Here is a 25,111-nt window from a genome sequence, read left to right as displayed (position 1 = left end):
GAAGTACTATGACCATTATTATTGAACTCGATGTCATGCTAGCCAAACGCAAAATGACCGTCACAGAACTATCCGAGAAAGTTGGCATCACCATGGCCAATATTTCCATTTTAAAAACAGGCAAAGCAAAAGCGATCCGCTTCTCCACACTAGAAGCCATCTGCAAGGTACTTGACTGCCAACCAGGCGATATTTTACGCTACGAAAAGGATGCGGGTGATGAAGCATAAACTAACACAGCTGCTCTATTTCGGACGGGAACAGGCACTATCCTGCCTCTTCCCAGTTGTCATCTTCGCCTCGCTCGCCATAACAAAATTCATACCACTGCCATTCCTAGCACGCTACGACTGGCTCTTTATCATCTGTCTCGCCATGCAATGGTGGATGCTGCGCGCAGGCCTTGAAACAAAGGACGAACTCAAAGTGATTACATTATTCCACTTAATTGGGCTCGCACTCGAAATTTTCAAGGTACATATGGGTTCATGGGCATATCCTGAGGAAGGCTTTTTCAAAATTTTCGGCGTTCCATTATATAGCGGCTTTATGTATGCAAGCGTCGCTAGCTACCTATGCCAAGCATGGCGTCGCCTGCATGTTGATCTTGTCAACTGGCCATCATTTTTCCTAGTTGTCCCACTAGCTGCCGCCATTTATTTTAATTTCTTCTGGCATCATTTTTGGATTGATGTACGCTGGTGGCTAGGCTTATTGGTAATCATCGTCTTTTGGCGAGCCTCTGTTAAGTATGAGGTGAACGGCATTCCTTATCGCATGCCGATTGTTTTGAGCTTTGTTTTGATTGGCTTCTTTATTTGGGTCGCTGAAAACATCGCGACTTTCTTCGGCGCATGGCAATACCCGAATCAAACGCAAGCATGGAGCTTGGTGCATGTTGGGAAAATTAGTTCGTGGTTGTTGTTGGTTATTGTGAGTTTTTTGATTGTTGCGGAGTTGAAGAGGGTGAAGGGGAGATAGACAAGACAAGGGCTGATTGGAATCAATTCCAATCAGCCCTTGTTGGCCTTAAAAGATATAATACCTTAATCAATTTCAATCCACGTAATAAATTACGACATATCTTACTAATAATATGATAAAAACTTAAAAATGTACATACAAAGTGTATGCAGATGGTAGCTAATTAATTTTTCTTTCTGATTTAGATAAAATATGTTGAAATACATTAAAAAATATGGTAATTTTAATGAAATGATAGAAAGTAATTGAATTTTCAGGTAAATGTGGAGGTGAAAAATATAAATAAAAAACCACTTCAGAAATATATCTAAAGTGGCGGAGGCTTCCAAGAGCCAACATTTACGCTTTAAGCTTATTTTAACTTACCAATGTAATGTTACAGAGTAGTAACACCTCATATGGTAATCTATAAAATCAAATCTGTCAAGAAAGAGGTGGAGAGCTATATGAAGAATTATGCAATTGGTTTGGATATTGGTACTACGAGCATTGGGTGGGTATGTTTATCAGATGATTATCAAGTATTACAACATAACAATCGCTATGCTTTTGGTGTACACGAGTTTGAAGAGGCACAGCCAGCCTCGGGAAGAAGGTTGAAACGAGGGACTCGAAGACGGTACAACAGAAGGAAAAAACGGATACAATTATTACAACAATTGTTTGAGGAGCCTGTTTCAAAAATTAATTCAACATTCTTTACAAAGGATTTTTCGAAACATTTTTGGCGTAATAACAATCAATTTGAAGAGCGTACATTGTCAGGAACTTTAAGAGAGTTAAGCGTGAATACTCGAATGTATCCAACAATGTATCATTTGCGTTATGACCTAATGCAAACGAAGGAAAAAATGGATATACGGTTAGTTTATTTAGCTCTCCATCATCTAGTCAAATATCGAGGGCACTTTTTACAAGAAGGATTACGTTGGGCAGAATCGGGCAATGTTGCAAAAGGCGAAGATACGGAAACTCTTTATGAGCTAGTAGATAGCTATGAGCGTTTTGTTCAAGATGAGGATTCTTATTTACTTGATAAAATCGAACTATCAGAAATGAAAAATATTTTATTAGATAACACAAAAACAAAGAACGATAAAGTGAAATTCTTAGTGGCTAAAACAAATAAAAAGTATGAGCAATTATTTAAGTTGTTAGCAGGTTTAGAAAGTGCATGTAGTAAATTATTTCCTCTGTCAGATAATATAGATGTTTATATAAAAGACAAGCTAAAATTCTCGATTATTTCTGAAAGATTTGAGGAGGAAGTTGCGAAACTAACAGAAGAGGAAAATGAATTTATTGAAGCTGCCGTAGCTGTATATCAGCAATTTGTCTTATCCGATTTGCTGGGTGATTATACTTGTGTAGCAGAGGCAAAAGTGGCAGACTATCAAAAATTTGCACAGGAATTGAAAGATTTAAAATACATTGTTGATAAATATGCAGGGGAAAAGACATATCGGAAACTGTTTATTACATCTAAAAGAGCACAAACAGTGTATAAACAGAAACATAATCTATCGGTGCTATCTTTGTTTGACCAGTATTTGAATTCTAAAAAAGAAGGAGAGAAATTTCAAAGCGAAGTAAAAAAGTTATTAAAAGATGCCGAGAAGCAAGTCGAACAACAAGACCATGGATTGATTAAGAAATTAATTGTGACAGCAGAGGATGGTACGTTGTTAAGAAGACAGCGAGATAGTCAAAATGCAGCGATTCCTTATCAAAATAACGTTTATGAAGCGGAAAAGATTTTGAAGAATCAACAGATACATCACCCATTTATAACAGATGAAGTAATTGAAAAGGTCAAACAAATTATTTCCTTTAGAATCCCTTATTATATTGGTCCATTAGATAAATCAGGTAAATCTGAATTTGCTTGGCTTACACGAAATAACGAACAAAATATTACACCATGGACTTTTGATGAAAGCGTTAATAAGGAAGTTACGGCAGAAGCCTTTATTACAAAAATGACGAATAAATGTACATATTTAAAAAAGGAAGATGTACTACCAAAAAATTCGTTACTCTATCAAAAGTTTGAACTATTGAATGAATTAAATAGTATACAAATACGCCCTTTAAACGAGGAATCAAATAAAAAATACCGATTAGATACTGAATGCAAACAATGGTTGATTGAAAATGTGTTTCAAAAGTATCAACAAGTGACACATAAAATACTTTTACAAGAGTTGAAGAAGAGTGATTGGGCAGATTTAGCTACACATGCTATTTTTGGCACGCAAAAATCAGATAAATTTGCATCTACTCTATCATCTTATAAAAAACTTTCAGACATCTTACCTAATGAACCTGAAGATATTATTGAAGAAATTATTAAATGGTTGACTGTTTATAATGAAAAAGACATTATTCATTCTCGTATACAGAAGGTATTTCCGCATATTACAGAGGAACAAATTCAAAAACTCTGCGGAATTAAAATGTCGGGTTGGGGTAGATTGTCACGGAAAGTATTAATGGATATTCAAGTGAATGATACAGATAATGTCATTGATTATATGGATGCCTATTCAGAGAACTTTATGGAATTACTGTCCAAAACATCATTAAAAAAAGGTATTGAACAGGTAAATACGAAAAAAACTATTCATAAGATTGTCTATAAAGATATTGAAGAGTTAGCAGGCTCACCTGCGCTGAAGCGTGGCATATGGCGAGCGCTAAAAATTATTGAGGAATTAACATCTATTTTTGGTGAACCAACTGAAATTATTTTAGAAGTAGCAAGAGAAGACCAAAAATCAAGTAAATCAAAATCACGAAAAGACATATGGGAAGAATCAGTGAAAGGGTGGATAGAGCATCAAGCATTTTGTGCAAAAATAAGCAGTTATCCAGAAGATAAATTCAAAGATAAACGATTTTGGTTATATGCAACGCAGTTGGGTAAATGTTTGTATACAGGTGAAGCCATTGATATTAATGAGTTATATTCCAAGAAATATGAAGTAGACCATATCTACCCAAGAAGTTATGTAAAAGATGATAGTTTGGACAACTTGGCATTAGTTAAAACAGAGGTGAATCAGGAGAAAAGAAGTACAAAGATGCCATTAGAGATTATCTCTGATAGTGAGAAATTTAAAATGAAAAATGAATGGCAGCGATTACGTGATAGAAAATTAATATCTTCAAGAAAATTAGAGCGTTTACTAAAACCTAAGTTTGAAGATGCAGATAAAGAGAAATTTATTCAACGCCAATTGGTAGAAACACGTCAAATTATTCAACATGTGAAAGATTTACTGACAGAAAGATTTGAACATACCAATATTCATTCAGTAAAAGCAGGGATGGTATCAAAATTTAGACAAACCTTAGAGATTCCTAAAATTCGAGAGTATAACAACAAGCATCATGCAATGGATGCTTTACTCGCAACTTTACTAGTGCAGTTCACGAAGCAACAATATGGGGATAATTTTTTAGAGTTTAGCTTTAAAGCGAAGGAACGGGCTAAAAAATGGGGAAGAGTAGTACAAAATTCCCGAGATTTCTTTGTATTTGAGCATTTTAAAAAAGCATCATTTAATAGTATATTGACGGGAAAATCAATCCCAGCGATGTTATTTATGAAAGAAATATTTTATGAATTACCTTGGCAGACAACGAAGATGACGGGGAATATAGAAGGAGCTTTTCATAAAGAAACACCATTATCGCCCAAAGCCAATTTGAATAAAGAGAAGTTATCGAATGCCTCCGTATTTGTTGTTGACGGGATGACAAAAGAAGGGATTTGGGCAATTGAGTATACTATGCAAAAAAAGAAAGGCACAGAGAAAAAATTGGAGCTATTCGATTTTAAAGTAATTGATCAAAGTAAATATCAAAATCTTAGCCTTGATGAAGTAGCTAAAATATTGGTGGAGAGAGAAGGAAAAAAATTTGTGCTCTCTGCTAAGTTGGTGAAGAGATTTCCTAAGTATCAGAAAATAATGTGGGCAGGTCATCCATACTACTTTATTTCGACAGTAGAGTTACGTAATGCTAAACAGTGGTGTATGAAACCATTATTATTTGAACAATTACAGTCAAAAAATTTGCAAAATCAACCAGCTGAAGAGTTGAAGCAACTTTTTTCGAGTCTTGCAGCGGATTTCCTAGAAAATTACACGATTTATAATGGCCGTATACCTACTAAATATAAAGGTTTTAGCAATAATGTGTATGCATTTATGGACAGGATAGTTGATTTTAATTCATTTAAAATAGGTGTAGATGCACTGCATGGACTTGCAGCCGCCAATGCAGAAAGCCCAAGCCTGTTTGGGACGAGCCGCTTATACAATTTAAGTATAGATGCAACTACCATTGAAATTATTAATGAATCCATTACAGGGCTAAAATACAGAAAACCTAAGCCATTATTATACAGTAGGAGCTGATTAGATGTCATGGAGAACGATTATTTTATCAAAAAACTCTAAAATCAGTTTGCGGATGAATCAGTTAGTCGTGACAAATGAGGAGGTAACGAGTATACCAATTGGGGAAGTTGGCATTGTTATCATTGAAAATCCAAATATTGTAATGACAGGACATATTCTAAATGCCCTGTCTGACAATAAAATTACAACGATTTTATGTGACCAAAAACATAATCCGAGTACCTTTTTACACACCATTTATGGGCATCATCGCCAAAGCAAACATTTGCAAGCACAATTTAATTGGAATGAAATGTATAAAGGAAGGCTTTGGCAAGAGATAACGAAGCAAAAAATTTATAATCAAGGGCGTGTGTTATTCCACTTAGAAAAAGAAGGTGTAGATGAACTGCGTGAACTGATTGCTGGTGTGGAACTTCATGATATAACAAATCGTGAGGGACATGCAGCCAAAGTATATTTCCACCGATTATTTGGGGCAGATTTTACTCGGGGCGACGAAGAAACGATTAATTGGGGTTTAAATTATGGTTATGCGATTTTACATGCACTTATTACACGCCAAATTGTCAGTAAAGGCTATCTTTCGGAAATCGGTATTCATCATAAAAACGAATACAACCAATTTAACTTAGCGAGCGATTTCATTGAAATATTTCGCCCAATAGTTGATTATCTTGTTTTTCATTACGTAGATGGATATTTAGGAAAAGTTGAAAAAAGGAAAATTATTGGCATGTTTGAACAGAAAGTTTTCATTCGTAATGGTGCGCATTATTTACCACAAGCAATTCAAATTTTTATTGATGGTTGTTTCAATTTTTTAAATACGGGCGATGAAAAGAAGCTCTATTTTCCTGATTTACAATTAAATAAATTTATTCTTGAGGAGTGAGGATGTGCATCGGGTTATGAGATTGTTTGTTATGTTTGATTTGCCTGTTCAAACCTCTATTGAACGAAAGAATTATAGAAGGTTTCGGAAATTTTTAATTGAAAATGGTTATTTGATGATTCAATATTCCATTTATGCAAAGATTATTTTAAACCATTCCGCCTTGCAATTACAAAAAGTGAAAATACAGCAACATTTGCCACCGAAAGGACATGTTGAAACATTGCTAGTAACAGAAAAGCAATTTGCGGATATGGAGCATTTCAGTAAACCGAAAATAGAAAAAACGGAAACTAACTCAATGAAGCGAGTCATTGAATTATGAGAATATATACAAATTTATTTGATTCATTACCAATTGTGTATAATCAATTGAATGTTATTAGCTTTCAACGTGATGCACATCAACTGCTTTTTCGTAAACAGTTAAAGGAATGGAGCAGTAAAAAAGAAGTCGAAGAGGGTTTTTGTATACTCTCTATTATAGAATGTGATGTGACGAATAAAGAGGTAGATTTTCTTGAAATTTTTGGTGGTTGTCTTGATTTATTAGACACGAAAAGTCTTCATCAATGGATTCGTTATATGTTTGAGAATAATGAAGAATTAGTTGAATTGTATAGGAATTTAAAAACTACTATTGATAATACATTTCATGGTACAGTATTATCCATAGATGATATAAAAATAGAATTTGATGTGTATGATCAAATTTTTGATTCATTGTTAAAAAACATGGATATTACTATTATGAACGATGCCAATTTTTTAACTGTGTTGGATTATAGAAAATTGTTAATCAAAATTTGGTTACAATTAAAAAATAATGGTAAGCACAAAATACTTGTGTATCATTATCCAGAAAGTGATTTTTCAAAAGTCGAGTGGAAGAAGTGGTTGGAGTTTACAAATGATTTGCCGATTACAATCATTTGTTTTACATCAAGTGAAGTATTGATAAAAGAATTATCACTAAATCAAATTCACTTAATTCAAGAAAATCGGGCACGTTATGAACTAGAGGATTTACAGCGAGAGTTGTTACACTTCAATTTACAACAAGAAGATTTATCTATCGAGCAATTAACCGCACTGATAGCGTACCGAGATTTTCGAAATGAGTTGTGTTTAATGGATGACAGATGGGTTCAGTTTATCAAAAGTCAAAAATACTAAATTTGAAACCAATGCATTTTTAGTATTTTTCTCTCTAAATCAAATACATTGCGTTGGAATTTGAGGTTTTAGACCAATGTAATTTTAGAGAGTAGTAAAACAAATATTCAACGTCTACCTTAACGTCATTTGTTTTAGACCAATGTAATTTTAGAGAGTAGTAAAACTAAAGAACTCGTTCCTGAAAAGCCTCTAGGTTTTAGACCAATGTAATTTTAGAGAGTAGTAAAACAAATTAAATCGTGTAATATTTCAAGTGTATGTTTTAGACCAATGTAATTTTAGAGAGTAGTAAAACATTCTAAAATAATATAATGAGGTGACAACAGTTTTAGACCAATGTAATTTTAGAGAGTAGTAAAACTAGGTTAATAGCATAAATCCTAAATGTTCTGTTTTAGACCAATGTAATTTTAGAGAGTAGTAAAACTTGTATGATGATAGAGGATATAAAGTACCAGTTTTAGACCAATGTAATTTTAGAGAGTAGTAAAACTAAAAATTAGCAAAGTGATACAATATAGGTGTTTTAGACCAATGTAATTTTAGAGAGTAGTAAAACTTAATCAAAAATTATCCTCTCTAAAGATAGGTTTTAGACCAATGTAATTTTAGAGAGTAGTAAAACTGATATGCCTAGTAGCTAATCGACTTCTATGTTTTAGACCAATGTAATTTTAGAGAGTAGTAAAACCTGTCATAATCTCTATGACTTGCTTTATGTGTTTTAGACCAATGTAATTTTAGAGAGTAGTAAAACAAAATAGAATAAAAAACCTACCAATTAAGGGTTTTAGACCAATGTAATTTTAGAGAGTAGTAAAACTAATAATATGGTCATCGGAACTACAAGGTGTTTTAGACCAATGTAATTTTAGAGAGTAGTAAAACGAGCTGGTGCAATCACAGTATTGACAGAGAGTTTTAGACCAATGTAATTTTAGAGAGTAGTAAAACGTTGATTATGCAAAAGAGGTGGAGGGGATTGTTTTAGACCAATGTAATTTTAGAGAGTAGTAAAACAACGACAATACAAACACATTATATCACAAGTTTTAGACCAATGTAATTTTAGAGAGTAGTAAAACGCAGATGTAAGTAGTTTAACTCCTTTGTTGGTTTTAGACCAATGTAATTTTAGAGAGTAGTAAAACTTCTAACCCCTCCAGCCACCTCTTCAATAGGTTTTAGACCAATGTAATTTTAGAGAGTAGTAAAACAAAAAAGTTATACATCGTATACAGCTCCTTGTTTTAGACCAATGTAATTTTAGAGAGTAGTAAAACGCGGAGGTGGTAGTCCACCGGGCGCAGATGGTTTTAGACCAATGTAATTTTAGAGAGTAGTAAAACACGCTAAACAATCAGAAGAAACAATTTCACGTTTTAGACCAATGTAATTTTAGAGAGTAGTAAAACATGTTGCATTGTTTAGCAATTATGATTTGCGTTTTAGACCAATGTAATTTTAGAGAGTAGTAAAACAAAATGCTAATAAAGTACAGTCGATACTAGGTTTTAGACCAATGTAATTTTAGAGAGTAGTAAAACAACAACCTAAACCGGTCATCTTTGCCCCATGTTTTAGACCAATGTAATTTTAGAGAGTAGTAAAACTATATTTGTCACATTGACAGCGCCAAATGTGTTTTAGACCAATGTAATTTTAGAGAGTAGTAAAACGGTCTGAAAACAAAAAAGGTACATCATGGAGTTTTAGACCAATGTAATTTTAGAGAGTAGTAAAACCGCTAGTCGTGAGTAGCTTGCGCCCTCGTAGTTTTAGACCAATGTAATTTTAGAGAGTAGTAAAACATTTTTCGGGTACTTGCTCCTCTAAGATGTGTTTTAGACCAATGTAATTTTAGAGAGTAGTAAAACTGCTTTGTAAATAGTGTTGCTGATGTGGTGTTTTAGACCAATGTAATTTTAGAGAGTAGTAAAACAGTATCAAGTTCAAAATAACTAAGACCCAAGTTTTAGACCAATGTAATTTTAGAGAGTAGTAAAACAGAGCAAATTTCATTCCAAAAGAAGAATATGTTTTAGACCAATGTAATTTTAGAGAGTAGTAAAACTCAGATGCAGAAACATCAACATCGGCTGCGGTTTTAGACCAATGTAATTTTAGAGAGTAGTAAAACTAAGAAGCTTTATGATTACTGTAAATGTTAGTTTTAGACCAATGTAATTTTAGAGAGTAGTAAAACAGCGACTTTTATGTATCGCCTCAGCCACCTGTTTTAGACCAATGTAATTTTAGAGAGTAGTAAAACTCTTTAGCAGTAACACCAGTTTTAGTAGCAGTTTTAGACCAATGTAATTTTAGAGAGTAGTAAAACTCCTGTAATTGGCATTGTATTTAATAACTCGTTTTAGACCAATGTAATTTTAGAGAGTAGTAAAACATAATGAAATTGACATCAATAAAGGCTTTGGTTTTAGACCAATGTAATTTTAGAGAGTAGTAAAACTTTAAGCTGTTTAAGTAGCTTTAACTCAATGTTTTAGACCAATGTAATTTTAGAGAGTAGTAAAACGACTTGGAATGATAGATTTCATCGCCCTTTGTTTTAGACCAATGTAATTTTAGAGAGTAGTAAAACTTTTTGAAGTTGGTGTAAGTTAAAGTTACGGTTTTAGACCAATGTAATTTTAGAGAGTAGTAAAACTTTTAGTCCATCCACTTGTTGTGTGTTTGTGTTTTAGACCAATGTAATTTTAGAGAGTAGTAAAACGATAGAATGATGCTTCGGTTTGAATTGTGGGTTTTAGACCAATGTAACTTTAGAGAGTAGTTAAAACGTAGCTAAGAGTAAATTTGATAGATAACAGATTTGTTAGGGAACAACAGAACTCTCCCTACATTTAAGTAGCTTCAATCTCTATTGAAAATTAACGTATAGGAGGAAACCTATGACACCCTACATCGCCCACATCCGTCAAAAGGACGGGAAAATCCAGCCGTTACCTGTCCATCTCAATGAATCAAGGGAAATCGCTGAAAGCATTGGTCGCAAAATCGGTATTCCACACATTACAGGTCTAGCCGCTTGGTTACATGATATGGGAAAATACAATGATGATTTTCAAGTGTACATACAAGAGGCATTTAATAACCCCTCTCAGCGACCAAAAAGAGGAAGTGTCAACCATTCGACAGCAGGTGCACGTTTTTTAATGCAGCATTATCATGCAACAGCAAAGCCAATGATTGAATGTGTAGCAAATGCAATATATAGTCATCATGGTCAATTAGTGGATATGCTTAACCCAGAAGGAGAGTCTCCTTTTGATAAGCGCAAAACGCCGAAGAAGCCGATTGATTTTGATGTGATTGAAGAGCGCTTTTTTAGCGAAGTGTGTACACGTGAAGAGCTAGATGCTTATGTTGCGCAAGCTAGAAAAGAGTTTATGGCGTTTTTTGAGACGTATAAGAAGACGACAAAGCAAGCGGTTCAGGCTGCTGTTGCGTTATTAACAAAATTTATTTTTAGTGCCTTACTGGATGCAGACAGAACAAATTCTCGTTTATTCGATGAAGACATAGAGGCACAAAGCACAGAACCTCCTTTTACGCAATTTTTGCAACAATTAGAAGAACGATTGATTGAGATGCAGAAAAAAGCCCCACCCAACGAAATTACAAAGCTACGCCAGCAAATGTCCGATACATGTTTTGAAAAAGCCAAGTTACCAACAGGTATTTACACACTCTCCATCCCAACAGGTGGTGGAAAAACATTAGCTAGTTTACGTTTTGCCCTACAACACGCCTTAGAACACAACAAAGACCGCATTATTTATATTGTTCCTTACACAACAATTATTGAACAAAATGCCAAGACTGTTAGAGAGCTATTGCAAACGACAGATGACGTATTGGAACATCATAGCAATGTCATGGATGAACCTACCTTTGAGGAGGGTAAATCTATATCTTATGACGAACTGGAAGCACGAAGAAAGCTAGTAAATGCTAAGGATAATTGGGATATTCCTATTGTTTTTACAACGATGGTGCAATATTTAGATACATTTTATAGTGGGAAATCTCGAAACGAACGTCGGTTACATAATCTAAGCAATGCGGTTGTGATTTTTGATGAAGTGCAATCTGTGCCTATTTCTTGTATCTCATTATTTAACGAAACACTTAATTTTTTAAGCAAAAGTTGTGGAACAACGATACTCCTTTGTACAGCAACACAGCCAGCACTGGATTCCGTAAAACGAGGTATTCAAGTGGATGGAGAATTAATTGAGAATTTACCTATTGTCATCAAGGCATTTAAACGAACGGAAATTGTCCCCCTAATTAAACCAGAAGGCTGGTATACAAACGATATTGCTGAGTTTATACGAGAAAAATTAGAGTCTGTGCAAAGTATTTTGATTATTCTTAATAACAGACGTGTAGTAAAAGCATTATATGAGGAATTAAAAGATGATGATGCGCATGTTTATCATCTCAGTACAGGCATGTGTGTGGCGCACCGCAAAGCAATTTTACAAGAAATACGAGAAAAGTTAGACGATAATGAGCTTGTGATTTGTATTAGTACCCAACTGATAGAAGCAGGCGTAGATGTGAGCTTTCAATGCGTTGTTCGCTCGTTAGCTGGACTGGACTCCATTGCCCAAGCTGCAGGGCGTTGCAATCGCAATGGGGAAGTGGCGATACGAGAAGTCTATGTCATCAATCATGCAGAGGAGTCATTAAAAAAATTAATCACTATTGACAAAGGACGAGGTTGTACTGATTTGATACTGCGTGATATGCAGAAGGATTCAACGCTTTACGATGGCTATTTATTATCAACAAAGGCGCTCACATATTATTTCGAAGTATTTTATAATCAATTAACGCATTTTTTGGATTATCCAATGAAAAAAATATCGCTTTCAATGTACGATATTTTATTTACAAGTAACAGCACCTTTAAGCAAGAATTTAAAGGTACATATCCATTTTGGTCAAGTGCTAGCTTTCGCACGGCAGCACAAAATTTTGAGGTGATTGAGGCGAATACAAGAGCCATTGTTGTGCCTTATAAAGAAGGAGAAATGTATATTAATCAATTAATTGATGGTGAGCGCATTGCAGATTTGTCGCAGTTTTTAAAACATTTACAGCAATATAGTGTCAATGTGTATCCTTATGAGTTTGATTGGCTATGCACAAATGGCTTGGTGGAGGCAGTGGATTTTGGTGTGACGAAAGTGTATGTAGCAAAGCAAACTGCCTATGATTTGTCCTATGGTTTAAGCGTGGAAGGAGAGGCAGCTCTCGATAATTTGAATTTTTAAAAGGAGGTGACAAGATGACGAAAATTCGCAATCAAATTGAGTATCAAGTAAGCGGTGAGTATGCGTTATTTACAGACCCGCTGATGAAGCTTGGCGGAGAAAAAATGACGACACAAATCCCTACTTACAGCGCGTTGAAAGGAATTACAGAGTCGATTTACTGGAAGCCATCCATTATTTGGATTATCGATGAGGTACGTGTAATGAATGCGATTCGTATGGAATCAAAGGGAGTACGTCCAATCGAAATGAGCGGTGGCAATACCTTGGCAAACTATAGTTATTTGCGAGATGTCAAATATCAAGTCAAGGCACATTTTATTTTTAATGAAAATCGCCCTGATTTGCAGGATGATTTCAATGAACATAAACACCATAACATTGCTAAGCGTTGTGTTGAAAGAGGTGGGCGACGCGATATCTTTTTAGGGGCAAGGGAATGTCAAGGTTATGTTGAACCGTGTCAATACGGCGAAGGAAAAGGTTTTTACGATAAAATTGACGAAGTTCACTTTGGCACGATGGTGCATGGTATTAATTATCCAGATGAAACAGGTCGAAATATGTTAGAAACAAGACTTTGGCAGCCAAAAATGACATATGGCAAGGTGCATTTTATACATCCAGAGGCATGTACATTGGTTAGACCTCTGTATGAAATGGAGGCAAAATCATTCCAACTTGGACAATCGATGCAATCTGTTGATGCGCTCTATGCTGAAATGGAAGGAGGCGAGTAAATTGAATTATTTAAAAGCGCTGTATGAAACGTATGAGAATAGTCAAAATGAAGTAGGGAAAGTAGCGACCAAACCTGCAAAAGATGGCACACCCATTGAGTACATGTTACTGCCTATTTCTCATACGACACAAACGGCTCATATCGAAATTACAATTAATTTAGCAGGAGATTTAATTAAAGCGGAAGCTATTGATAAAGCAAGTACAATTTTACCGTTTACAGAGGAATCAGGCAGTCGGGCAGGGAAAAAATTTGCCCCCCATGTTTTGCACGATAAGTTGATGTATGTAGCGGGAGATTACTGTGAATATACAGGCGAGGATGATAAAGCAGATGCGTTTCAAAAATATATCGAGCAATTGCGCGATTGGTGCGAATCACCGTATGCCCATCCGCATGTGACAGCCATTTATCACTATGTAAAACAAGGGCGTTTGATTGCTGATTTAATTAGCGAGAGGGTATTGCATGCTGAAAACCACCGTCTTTTAAAGCAATGGACAAATACAGAACTGGAAAAGCCAAAAATCTTTTCTGTCTTAGCTGGCGAGCAATCCAGTGCCTTTGTCCGTTTCGTCATCCATGAACCAGAGCAACAAATCCCACTATTGTGGCGTAATGAAGAGGTTTTTAATGCTTATATAGCCTATTACAATACGAAATTAAAGAAACAAGATATTTGCTATGTATCAGGTGAAATAGCCCCAATGATTGAGAGACATCCGAATAAATTACGTAATTCGGGAGATAAGGCAAAGCTCATTTCAGCAAATGATGGCACAGGTTATACATATCGTGGCAGATTTAAAGATAGTGTACAGGCAGCCAATATTAGCTATGATGTCTCGCAAAAGGCACATAACGCGTTAAAATGGTTAATTGAACGCCAAGGCAAGCAAATTGATGGGCGTGTCTTTCTTGTTTGGGGCTCGCAATATTTAGATATGTTTCCAGCAACCGATGATTTATTCGAGCTTGATTTAGAGAATTTATTTCAAGAAACGCCTACTGAGGAAGAAAAAGTGCAGACAAGAGAAGTGTTAGCAGAGAAATATCGCCATTTACTAGTTGGCAGACAAAAAAATATGTCCTTTGAAGAGCTTGAAAATGAGAAGGTATATATTTTGACATTAGACGCGGCGACACCAGGGCGAATTGCAGTGTTGTATTATCGCGATTTTCAAATATGGACGTATTTTGAGCGTTTAAGTGAATGGCATCGCACAACAAGCTGGCGTCAAACGCGTAAAAAAGGGGATCAATGGATTGAGTTTGAGGGTTCGCCGTCCTTTTACACGATTGCCCATGCTGCCTTTGGACCACGCCCAAGTGATAAAGTTGTAAAAGGGGTAATGGAGCGCTTGTTACCCTGTGTCTTAGATGGACGCAATATTCCGCTTGATATTATCCGCAGTTCAGTTGTACGTGCTTCGAATCCACAGTTTTACGAGCAAAATTGGGAGTGGGAGCAAGTATTAACAGTGGCGTGTGCGTTAGTAAAAAAACATTATCAAAAGGAGGGATGGCAAGTGGCATTAAATACAGAAACGACAGACCGCGATTATTTGTTTGGCCGTTTATTAGCAGTAGCCGATGTGCTGGAACGAAGCGCTTTAGGGAGAGATGAGAATCGTGCAACCAATGCGCTACGCTATATGAATATGTTCCAAAGCAACCCGCAACGCACGTGGAGCACAATTCAACGCAATTTGCAGCCATATCAAATGAAATTGCGTGAAAAAGGTATTCGCTATTCAAAACTAATTGATGAAATTGCTGCAAAGTTTGAATATGATGATTTCAATAATAAGCCATTAAGCGGCAAATATTTGTTAGGTTACTATAGCCAACGCCAAGATTTATATACAAAAAAAGAGGATAAAGAGGGGGAAGAACAATCATGACAATTTTAGATTACAAAGTTGATTTTGCCGTTATCTTTTCTGTACACAATGCGAATCCAAATGGAGACCCATTGAATGGCAATCGCCCACGCCAAAATTTTGACGGTTACGGGGAAGTATCTGATGTCTGTATTAAAAGAAAGTTACGCAACCGTTTACAGGATTTAGGGGAAGCGATTTTCGTGCAATCAGATGACCGCGCGGCAGATGGCTTTAAAAGCTTAAATGACCGAGCAGATGCAATTCCCGAATTGAAGAAAATTAAAGCCGATAAGAAAGGGAATGCGGATACATTTGCAGCAGTTGCGGCTGAAACGTGGTATGATGTGCGCGCCTTTGGACAAGTATTCGCTTTTAAAGGAAGCAATTTATCGGTTGGTGTACGCGGGCCTGTATCGATTCATCCAGCAATTAGCGTGCAGCCGATTGATATTACAAGTATTCAAATTACAAAAAGTGTAAATTCTGTAACGGGTGATAAAAAAGGCTCTGATACGATGGGGATGAAGCACCGTGTGGATTTTGGCGTTTATAAATTTGTAGGCAGCATCAATACCCAGCTTGCGGAAAAAACAGGATTTACAAGAGAGGATGCGCAAAAATTGCAGGAAGCTTTAGTTTCTTTGTTTGAAAACGATGCCTCATCAGCGCGTCCAGAAGGGTCACTTGAAGTACATAAAGTGATTTGGTGGGAGCACGATTCCAAGCTTGGTCAATATTCTTCCGCAAAAGTCCATCGCTCATTAGAAGTGAAAATGCCTGAAGATGCAAAGGAGTTTCAAGAGGAGTTCTATAAGTTATCACCTTTAGAAGGGCTGAAAACATATGAGCTGGATGGAAAATAACGAAGATAACTATTTGATGCTATCAGGCATCCAGCATTTTCGCTTCTGTCAAAGGCAATGGGCTTTAATTCATATCGAGCAACAATGGGCAGAAAACGTGAAGACAATTGAAGGGCAGCACATCCATGAAAAAGCAGACCAGCCCTTTATCCGTGAGAAGCGTCATAATAAATTGATTGTGAGAGCGATGCAAGTTCGCTCTCACGAGTTAAAAACAACAGGTATTTGTGATGTGGTTGAGTTCATAGAAGATGAACAAGGTATCGAATTAATCAATGAAGAAGGAAAATATATACCTGTACCTGTGGAGTATAAACGCGGGAAACCAAAGGCAGGGCAAGAGGATATTGTGCAGCTTGTGGCACAGGCAATGTGCCTAGAAGAAATGTTTGTTTGTGATGTACCAAAAGCGTATTTATTTTATGACGAGATTAAGCGTCGTGTCGAGGTCGAAATCACCAATGAGTTGAGAGATGAGGTTCGCTTCATTTTTAAGCAAATGTACAATTATTACGACCGTCGCCATACGCCAAAAGTAAAGCCTGGCAAGCATTGTAAAAGCTGTTCCTTAGAAAATCTATGTTTACCAACACTCATTGATTCAACACCCGTACGTCAATATATGGAGAGGTTTTTGTAATGAGAAAATTACTAAATACATTGTTTGTTACAACCCCTAATAGTTATTTGGCATTAAAAGGTGAAACAATTGTCGTAACCGCAGGAGAAGACCATTTGGGTCAAGTGCCTTTGCACAATTTAGAAGCAATTTGTACATTTGGCTATATGGGTGCAAGCCCAAAGCTGATGCATGCTTGTGCTGAGCGTAATATTTCCCTTACTTTTTTATCAACGAGCGGGAAATTTTTAGCCAGAGTGGTCGGTGAATCGAAAGGAAATGTTGTTCTGCGCAAAACGCAATATCGCCTTTCTGACAGCACCAATGAAAGTGCAAAAATTGCTCGTAATTTTATCTTCGCAAAAGTCGCCAATCAAAAATGGATATTGGAGCGCATGACGCGCGATTATCCAATGCGGATTGATGTGCCTGCTTTCAAAAAAATATCCGCTACATTAAGCGAGTATTTACAGGAAATTTTAATGGTGCAAGATTTGGAAATACTTCGTGGCTTGGAAGGACAGGCTGCCAATCATTATTTCCGCTGCTTTGATCAAATGATTTTACAACAGAAGGATGATTTCTTTTTTAAAACGAGAAATCGCAGACCTCCTACAGATAATATCAATGCTTTATTATCTTTAGCCTACACATTATTAGCGAAAGATGTGAGTGCAGCACTGGAAAATGTCGGTTTGGATGCTTATGTTGGCTACTTGCATCGTGACCGACCAGGTAGAGCTTCATTAGCACTTGATGTGATGGAGGAATTACGCGGTGTGATTGCAGATCGCTTCGTATTAAAGCTAATCAATAAAAAAATTATCACAGGAAAAGATTTCTTTGCGAAGGAAAATGGTGCGGTGTTATTAACGGATGAAGGTAGAGAAAAATTTATCAACGCTTGGCGTGAGCGTAAACAGGAGCCTTTAACACATCCTTACCTCAAAGAAAAAATTAATTGGGGGCTTGTGCCGCATGCGCAAGCGATGTTATTAGCTCGGCACCTACGAGGTGATTTAGAAGAATATCCACCATTCTTATGGAAGTGAGGGATTGTTATGTTAGTCTTAGTTACTTATGATGTTGCCACCAAATCAACAACAGGTCAAAAAAGACTAAGAAAAGTGGCAAAGACATGTGAAAATTATGGAGTACGCGTGCAAAATTCTGTTTTCGAATGTATCGTAGACGCTACTCAATTTAAGCAATTAAAATTAAAATTGATGGATATCATTGATTCTGAAAAAGATAGTTTACGGTTTTATCAATTGGGTACTCGCTATCAATCAAAAGTAGAACATATCGGTGCTAAAGAAAGCTTTAATGTAGAAGAAACATTAATTTTATAATAACAAACCTATTGGTGCGAATGCCAAGCGAACATGATTTTCCTAGAGGATTCGCACCTCTATTTTGATTAATTATCCATTGAATTGGTAATTGAATTGAGATAATATTACCTAAAAAGAAACTTTTTTAGTGGAAAACAACGATATTTATTAATTTTAGGTTGTTTTTCACAGTCTCTCTCTATACAGAGAGAGTGGATTGAAATATCCCGAACAAGGCGTCCATTTGATTCCAAGTTACGTCTCTCTCTATACAGAGAGAGTGGATTGAAATATAGACATTAAACCTATCTATTGAACCGTATAACGTCTCTCTCTATACAGAGAGAGTGGATTGAAATAACGCTTTAGCTGTACGTACACGTACCGACGTTCGGTCTCTCTCTATACAGAGAGAGTGGATTGAAATATGAATCTCGAAGTGTAAATGCACACCGAAACTTGTCTCTCTCTATACAGAGAGAGTGGATTGAAATTAAAAGTATGTTACACAACTCAGAAGGTGAAACAACGTCTCTCTCTATACAGAGAGAGTGGATTGAAATATTACAGGTGCGATAATGTGATTTGAATACTTAACATCGTCTCTCTCTATACAGAGAGAGTGGATTGAAATTGTGTATACTCTTAGCTATAAAAGTGTAATCATTGTCTCTCTCTATACAGAGAGAGTGGATTGAAATTGCGCCTGAGCTATCATGCTCATTTAGCTGTTTAGTCTCTCTCTATACAGAGAGAGTGGATTGAAATAGTATCAGTAACATTTTTCGCTGTCACCATCATTGTCTCTCTCTATACAGAGAGAGTGGATTGAAATTCGTATACTATTGAACTTTACCAAAAAAAATAATGTCTCTCTCTATACAGAGAGAGTGGATTGAAATCCTACATTTACGTCGTTTATCCTCATGGTAAATGTCTCTCTCTATACAGAGAGAGTGGATTGAAATATTTTAATTCCTCCCCGTTTCCCTTTTGTTACTTTTGTCTCTCTCTATACAGAGAGAGTGGATTGAAATCGATACTTTTAGATATCAATCAACTTTATTTGCTGTCTTTCTCTATACAGAAGAGTGTGGATTGAAATTGGTGAAGTTGAAGAAGTGTTAAATAATATGGTCGTCTCTCTATATACAGAGAGAGTAGATAGTAACTTTAAGGATTATTAACTAATTTACTTTTTGAATCCTAATGATTTAGCAAAAAAATGAGAAATTGATGATATTTTAGAGCGCTGGAAAAGTAAAAAGAATTAAAGAAGGGTGCGAATGTGAAGCGAACATGGTTTTATAGGGGGATTCGCACCAAAAAGAAGTAGAGTTTTCCATTTACATGGGGAAATAATTGGGTTAATATTACTTCATAAATTTATTTTGAAGTGAAAAACGATGATAAATGATATTTTTATGCGTCTTTTCACAGTTTCTCTCTGTATAGAGAGAATGGATTGAAATATGAAGTAATTATATTGATCTGTAACACTCGTAAACGTTTCTCTCTGTATAGAGAGAATGGATTGAAATGTTCATCTCATAAAAAATTTGCTTTTCTACACGGTTTCTCTCTGTATAGAGAGAATGGATTGAAATATACATATCTCCAATTTTTTTTACTTGTCCAATTGGTTTCTCTCTGTATAGAGAGAATGGATTGAAATTTTTCTTGTTGTATTTAATAGTTATCTTCAATTTGTTTCTCTCTGTATAGAGAGAATGGATTGAAATTTGCGTGGCATAGGACTGTTCACGTGTAAAACCAGGTTTCTCTCTGTATAGAGAGAATGGATTGAAATCAAATTAATGGATCAGCATAGCCAAATTCCTGAATGTTTCTCTCTGTATAGAGAGAATGGATTGAAATTGCCATATAATTGTGTCTTGCCCGAATGGTTTAGGTTTCTCTCTGTATAGAGAGAATGGATTGAAATTCAGGGAATTACTACAGCACTGAATTTCATGGGTGTTTCTCTCTGTATAGAGAGAATGGATTGAAATATTTTTGCCATAAATTCAGTGATTCGCGCACCGGTTTCTCTCTGTATAGAGAGAATGGATTGAAATATCTATAATGTCCCTTGCTCCTGTGGAGGGCAACCGTTTCTCTCTGTATAGAGAGAATGGATTGAAATCAGTCTAGCGCTAGGTATACATCTTAGCCACCGAGTTTCTCTCTGTATAGAGAGAATGGATTGAAATCAGACGACTACCTGATTATGAGCATAAAAAAGAGTTTCTCTCTGTATAGAGAGAATGGATTGAAATCTCCTATACAAATGAAAGCCTCTCAATGTATAATGATCTCTCTCCGTATAGAGAATGAGGGAGAATGTCGTATTTGCAAACGAAAACAACCATAGCTCTTAGTCTATACTTAGCCAAAATCCTCTGAAATTTATAGAATATTCCCACCATTATTCATAAAAAAAATGATACACTAAACGAAGAGGACGTTGACAAAATAGTTGCCACAAAATGATGGGTTTCTGTAAGCGTTATCTTGTCAATCTCTATTATAAAAGAAATTTATTTAATCTCAGGAGGAAACCTATGTCTAAAATAATCGCAATCAATGCAGGCAGCTCATCATTAAAATTTCAACTATTTGAAATGCCACAGGAAACTGTACTTACAAAAGGACTTGTTGAAAGAATTGGGTTAGCAGATAGCATATTTACGATTACTAACCTTGATGGTACAACTGACACAGAAGTAGTAGATATTCCAGACCACACTGTTGCAGTTCAAATGTTATTAGCTAAGCTCATTACAAACGGTATTGTCCAATCATTAGACGAAATTGATGGTGTCGGTCATCGTGTTGTACACGGTGGTGAAAAATTCAATGATTCTGTCATCATCGATGATATGGTGCTCGCAGAAATTGAAGAGCTATCTGACTTAGCACCACTGCATAATCCAGCTAATATCATTGGGATTCATGCTTTCCACAAAGTATTACCAGACATCCCAGCGATTGCAGTATTTGATACAGCATTCCATCAAACAATGCCAAAAAAATCATTCTTGTATAGTTTACCTTATGAATTTTACGATAAGTATGGCATCCGAAAGTATGGCTTCCACGGCACATCGCATAAATATGTCGCTGAACGTGCAGCAGAATTATTAGGACGTCCAATTGAAAATCTTCGCCTCATTTCCTGTCATCTTGGCAATGGTGCAAGTATTGCGGCAATCGAAGGTGGAAAATCAATTGATACATCGATGGGCTTTACCCCACTTGCTGGTGTTGCGATGGGAACACGCTCTGGTAACATTGACCCTGCTTTAATTCCATTCATTATGGAGAAAACAGGAAAAACGGTGGATGAAGTTCTTGATATTTTAAATAAGCAAAGTGGGATGCTTGGCGTATCAGGTTTATCCAGTGACTTACGCGATTTATCAACGGCTGCCGAAGAGGGTGATGAGCGTGCCATTATAGCACTAGAAGTATTCGCTAATCGCATTCACAAATACATTGGTTCCTATGCTGCTCGTATGTCTGGCGTCGATGCCATCATCTTTACAGCTGGTATCGGGGAAAATGATATTGCCTCACGTGCTCGTATTCTACATGGTCTTGAATTTATGGGGGTTTATTGGGACCCTGCTTTAAATAACGTGCGTGGCAAAGAGCAATTTATCAGCTACCCACACTCACCCGTTAAAGTCATCGTTATTCCAACAAATGAAGAAGTGATGATTGCACGTGATGTTGTTCGGTTAGCTGGACTATAGATAAGTATGAAGAAAACACACAAACTAACGCTGAGAATTTTCTCTGCCAGCTAGGATTGTGTGTTTTTTTCTACGATATTATCTACGTTTGTAAAATTTATTTTTTACATCAAAACTTTTTATACTTTTATGTAACTTTTTAGGTGGCTGTTACGTCTAAGGTATAAAGGAGGGCTGATTATGAAGAAGTTGCTTTTGGTCGTTGCTTGTAGTTGGGTGTTGGCTGGTTGTGTAACGCAGCAGGTGGCTGTGCCGCATAATACATATCATTTTTTTGCGGAGGATATTGTGTCAAAGACGCGCAAAGGGATTGATAATGTGGAGCGCTTTTATGCGTTTTTCGATAATGTGGAAAATGGCAAGCGCGATCAGGTGAGGATTGTTGAGCAGACGGTTGAAGGGAAGCCGATTTATGTCGATGTTCGACATCACAATCATCAAATTGATTTAAAGATTGATTATTCGAAAGATACATATAGTGATAAAAAGATGATTGCGACGACTTGTAATCAGCTGAATGCGATTGAGGTAGAAAGTCGGACGGATTATTATGTAAGTGATTGCTCAGATGAAGAGCAGTATATTATTTTCTCGGATTATTAAGGGGAGGGTGTGTGAACAGCGTTTCGTTCACACACCTGTTTTTAATTCCTCGATAAATGCTGGTGCATCATCGACTTTAATAGCGATTTGATGATAATGCTTTTCGATGCCAAATGGCAAAGTGATGGCAACTGGCTTGTCACAGTGCAGAATAACACTTGGTTTTCCTGCTTCAAAGTCTTTGACGATAAATTGTGCGATATTCTTTGGTAGCTTTTCTTCCGAGACATTTGTCGTCATTTGTGTGATTTGGCTTAGTGGAATTTTTGCGCGTTTCATTAAGCCGAGTGATACATAAAGTGTTCCGTTGCGAATTTGAGCAGGATTTAAGCGCATCGCCTGCAAATCTGCTAGGAAAAATAGCACTGAATAGATATTGAGCGCAAGTAAAATAACAGACACAATCGGATATTTACTGTGCAGCCACCAATGGATGCCTAATGTTTCAATGACGATGGCATGGATCATCATGAATTGAAAGGCGATATAGCTCGTTTTTTTATGCAGCGTGTAGCCAGCAGGAGCCTGTTGACGCCAGCTAAATAAGGCATAGTAAAACATCAGCAGCTCTGAGCACAGCACGTGAAGCATTGGGCGTCGCTTGATATGCTGATCGACAGCCTGTGGAAAAGCAAACAACAGCGGCATATCGCTTGTGCGTGTCGATTTAATAATTTTCGGTAAGTACAAAATAAAGGAGCTAATGACTAGCATCTCAAAAGCAACAATAATGATTTCAGCAGCGATGCCAAACGCCGTGAAGCTGGAATAGGGTGCTAGCATCGTTTGCGGGATGATAAGACGGGCTAGTACACAGCCTGCTGCCATTAAGCCGATCATTAATTTTATGCTAAATTTCTTTTTGGCTAGCATAAAAACGAGTGGTGCAATGATGATGAAATCAATTAATGAGCCAAGGACAACACCGTTCGATTCTTGCGGGATAATCGTATGCCCAAACGATGTGCTATAGAGCATCATATTTGTCAATAGAACGAGCATTAAAAATAGCCAGAGCCAGTTTTTTCTTGTCTGTAATATGGTCACATGGAACAACTCCTTTTAATTTTCATTATACTGGAAATGAAATGACTAGCCAAACGTGATATAGTGTGAAGGAAATATATCATGTTAAAGGGTGAGAGAATGGCTTATTTTCCTGCGTTACTAAACATTGAAAATAAAAAAGTAGTCATTGTTGGTGGAGGGAAGGTCGCGACGCAAAAAGTGAGGTCGTTATTACCAGCAAAGGCACACATCTACATCATTAGTCCAAAGCTGACAGAGGAGCTTATAGCATATGTAAAAGCGGGACATGTTAAATGGCATGAGAAAATGTTCGAGCCACATGATGTGAATGAAGCTGTGCTTATTTTTGCGGCAACAGATAGCAAAGCAGTAAATGAGGCGGTAGAGGCGGCGACAGCACCATGGCAGCATCTATCGCGCGTCGATGCGAAAGGGCGAAATGATTTTATTACACCTGCCGTTATCCGACGTGGTGATTTAGTATTGGCCATTTCGACTTCAGGGGCTAGTCCGGGCTATACAAAAAAGCTAAAAAAGGAGCTAGAGACACAGTTTGATGATAGCTATGCACAATACATTGAATTTTTAAAGCATTGTCGCACGCAAATTATTCACCATATAACAGAGCCTACTGCTAAGCGCTATGCCTTAAAGGAAACGCTGCGACCAGAGCTATTTGATTGGTTAGCTAAAGGCGATATCGCACGCTGTGAGGTCTTTTTACAAAATTTATTAGACGAAAATAGAGGACATATCTGATTTTTTCAGATACGTCCTCTATGTATTGTTTCAGCAAGCTACAACCCATTCATTAACTTTCGGCAATACTATAAGCAAGCAATGTAATATAGCCGATTACATTACTTGCAATTATGTTAAGTATGATTAGTAGCCATTTCAAGAAGCCTTTTTTGGCTTTGAATCCTAAAATGATTCCTAATAGAGAGAACACAAACATGGAAAGAAAATATGGCTTACCTAACGAAATTCCATTCAACATTGTAAAAAACAGAGCAACGAAGATGACGACAGTAGCAAGTAAAAAAACACTATATTTGTTCAAATAGGTTCTCCTCATGAAAGTTACTTATTTTTTCTTTTTATATCGTGATGCTTATGTTCCCGACCTAAATAATGATTATATGAAAGAACAACAGTGATAAATAACATAATATAGGCGGCTGGTAATGTAATGAATGCACGTGTGATAGCTGTCTGCGTCATTTTTTTAGTTAGCTCAAGCAGCTCTGCCCATGTCATAAAGCACGGGGTGAAAATAAGCACAACGAAGAGCGTTAAATAAGCCATTTGTGCTGCATTTCCTGTAAGCTGAATCAGCAATAGCCCTGCAAGGTGTAAAAAGATAACCATACTTACCATCATCATAAATTTTTCAGGAAACTGTTGAAATGAAATCCAAAAGCCGCCGAAGAACAGAGCGGCAGTCAATAATGCGAAGGCAAAAGGTTTCATCATGCATTCCTCC

Annotated in this window: 19 protein-coding genes and 3 CRISPR repeat arrays; of the genes, 16 read left to right on the top strand and 3 right to left on the bottom strand. The window is 36.5% G+C overall.

Going from position 1 to position 25,111, the window contains the following annotated elements:
* Positions 1-8 precede the first annotated feature (8 nt).
* The 15 genes from R6U77_RS15335 (at position 9) to R6U77_RS15265 (ending at position 22,596) form a co-directional block, all read left to right on the top strand.
* Positions 9-230, top strand: coding sequence for a helix-turn-helix domain-containing protein (locus tag R6U77_RS15335; protein WP_319836308.1), 222 nt, complete (start codon positions 9-11; stop codon positions 228-230).
* Positions 220-981 (top strand): DUF817 domain-containing protein, encoded by a 762-nt coding sequence (locus tag R6U77_RS15330; protein ID WP_406601052.1) that lies wholly within the window; start codon positions 220-222, stop codon positions 979-981. The genes R6U77_RS15335 and R6U77_RS15330 overlap by 11 nt, the downstream gene beginning before the upstream one ends.
* 449 nt (positions 982-1,430) lie before the next feature.
* A complete protein-coding gene (gene cas9, locus R6U77_RS15325; RefSeq protein WP_319836306.1) occupies positions 1,431-5,408 on the top strand; it encodes a type II CRISPR RNA-guided endonuclease Cas9 in 3,978 nt (1,325 codons plus the stop codon).
* A 4-nt stretch (positions 5,409-5,412) separates the two neighbouring features.
* On the top strand, positions 5,413-6,306 hold the full coding sequence (gene cas1 / locus R6U77_RS15320; protein WP_319836305.1) for a type II CRISPR-associated endonuclease Cas1: 894 nt from the start codon (positions 5,413-5,415) through the stop codon (positions 6,304-6,306).
* A 16-nt stretch (positions 6,307-6,322) separates the two neighbouring features.
* Positions 6,323-6,631: a CRISPR-associated endonuclease Cas2 gene (gene cas2 / locus R6U77_RS15315; RefSeq protein ID WP_319836304.1), complete on the top strand. Its 309-nt coding sequence runs from the start codon at positions 6,323-6,325 to the stop codon at positions 6,629-6,631.
* Positions 6,628-7,482, top strand: coding sequence for a hypothetical protein (locus tag R6U77_RS15310; RefSeq protein ID WP_319836303.1), 855 nt, complete (start codon positions 6,628-6,630; stop codon positions 7,480-7,482). The genes cas2 (R6U77_RS15315) and R6U77_RS15310 overlap by 4 nt, the downstream gene beginning before the upstream one ends.
* 65 nt (positions 7,483-7,547) lie before the next feature.
* Positions 7,548-10,285: direct repeats of the CRISPR family, unit length 36 nt; unit sequence GTTTTAGACCAATGTAATTTTAGAGAGTAGTAAAAC.
* 112 nt (positions 10,286-10,397) lie between these two features.
* The gene (gene cas3 / locus R6U77_RS15305) at positions 10,398-12,791 is read left to right on the top strand and encodes a CRISPR-associated helicase Cas3' (protein ID WP_319836302.1); all 2,394 of its coding nucleotides are present in this window, start codon (positions 10,398-10,400) and stop codon (positions 12,789-12,791) included.
* Between the two features lie 23 nt (positions 12,792-12,814).
* Positions 12,815-13,531: a type I-C CRISPR-associated protein Cas5c gene (gene cas5c, locus R6U77_RS15300; RefSeq protein ID WP_319838385.1), complete on the top strand. Its 717-nt coding sequence runs from the start codon at positions 12,815-12,817 to the stop codon at positions 13,529-13,531.
* 1 nt (position 13,532) lies between these two features.
* Entirely contained in the window at positions 13,533-15,437 is a 1,905-nt protein-coding gene (gene cas8c, locus R6U77_RS15295; RefSeq protein ID WP_319836301.1) for a type I-C CRISPR-associated protein Cas8c/Csd1, read from the top strand.
* A complete protein-coding gene (gene cas7c, locus R6U77_RS15290) occupies positions 15,434-16,282 on the top strand; it encodes a type I-C CRISPR-associated protein Cas7/Csd2 (RefSeq protein ID WP_319836300.1) in 849 nt (282 codons plus the stop codon). The genes cas8c and cas7c overlap by 4 nt, the downstream gene beginning before the upstream one ends.
* A complete protein-coding gene (cas4, locus tag R6U77_RS15285; protein ID WP_319838384.1) occupies positions 16,272-16,922 on the top strand; it encodes a CRISPR-associated protein Cas4 in 651 nt (216 codons plus the stop codon). The genes cas7c and cas4 overlap by 11 nt, the downstream gene beginning before the upstream one ends.
* A complete protein-coding gene (gene cas1c, locus R6U77_RS15280; protein WP_319836299.1) occupies positions 16,922-17,953 on the top strand; it encodes a type I-C CRISPR-associated endonuclease Cas1c in 1,032 nt (343 codons plus the stop codon). The genes cas4 and cas1c overlap by 1 nt, the downstream gene beginning before the upstream one ends.
* Before the next feature lie 9 nt (positions 17,954-17,962).
* Positions 17,963-18,253 carry a CRISPR-associated endonuclease Cas2 gene (gene cas2 / locus R6U77_RS15275; RefSeq protein WP_319836298.1) on the top strand — a complete coding sequence of 97 codons (291 nt, stop codon included), beginning with the start codon at positions 17,963-17,965 and terminating at the stop codon, positions 18,251-18,253.
* Positions 18,254-18,426: 173 nt separating this feature from the next.
* Positions 18,427-19,272: direct repeats of the CRISPR family, unit length 33 nt.
* Between the two features lie 401 nt (positions 19,273-19,673).
* Positions 19,674-20,514: direct repeats of the CRISPR family, unit length 33 nt; unit sequence GTTTCTCTCTGTATAGAGAGAATGGATTGAAAT.
* A gap of 285 nt (positions 20,515-20,799) precedes the next feature.
* On the top strand, positions 20,800-21,993 hold the full coding sequence (locus R6U77_RS15270) for an acetate kinase (RefSeq protein WP_319836297.1): 1,194 nt from the start codon (positions 20,800-20,802) through the stop codon (positions 21,991-21,993).
* A 180-nt stretch (positions 21,994-22,173) separates the two neighbouring features.
* Complete coding sequence (locus R6U77_RS15265) at positions 22,174-22,596, top strand: DUF4362 domain-containing protein (RefSeq protein WP_319836296.1); 423 nt, start codon at positions 22,174-22,176, stop codon at positions 22,594-22,596.
* Between the two features lie 27 nt (positions 22,597-22,623).
* Here R6U77_RS15265 and R6U77_RS15260 read toward each other — a convergent pair whose 3' ends face one another.
* Positions 22,624-23,643, bottom strand: a complete 1,020-nt coding sequence (locus tag R6U77_RS15260) for a beta-carotene 15,15'-monooxygenase (RefSeq protein WP_319836295.1) — start codon at positions 23,641-23,643, stop codon at positions 22,624-22,626.
* An 81-nt stretch (positions 23,644-23,724) separates the two neighbouring features.
* On the opposite strand from R6U77_RS15260, the gene R6U77_RS15255 reads away from it, so the two are divergent.
* Positions 23,725-24,384, top strand: a complete 660-nt coding sequence (locus R6U77_RS15255) for a precorrin-2 dehydrogenase/sirohydrochlorin ferrochelatase family protein (RefSeq protein WP_319836294.1) — start codon at positions 23,725-23,727, stop codon at positions 24,382-24,384.
* A gap of 52 nt (positions 24,385-24,436) precedes the next feature.
* Here R6U77_RS15255 and R6U77_RS15250 read toward each other — a convergent pair whose 3' ends face one another.
* The gene (locus R6U77_RS15250) at positions 24,437-24,688 is read right to left on the bottom strand and encodes a hypothetical protein (protein WP_319836293.1); all 252 of its coding nucleotides are present in this window, start codon (positions 24,686-24,688) and stop codon (positions 24,437-24,439) included.
* A 20-nt stretch (positions 24,689-24,708) separates the two neighbouring features.
* On the bottom strand, positions 24,709-25,101 hold the full coding sequence (locus R6U77_RS15245) for a hypothetical protein (RefSeq protein WP_319836292.1): 393 nt from the start codon (positions 25,099-25,101) through the stop codon (positions 24,709-24,711).
* Positions 25,102-25,111: the final 10 nt, after the last annotated feature.

The organism is Lysinibacillus louembei (genome assembly GCF_033880585.1).
Lineage (GTDB): Bacteria > Bacillota > Bacilli > Bacillales_A > Planococcaceae > Metasolibacillus > Metasolibacillus louembei.
Note: the sequence above shows the minus strand (reverse complement) of the source record. Positions and strands in the feature narration are given on the sequence as shown.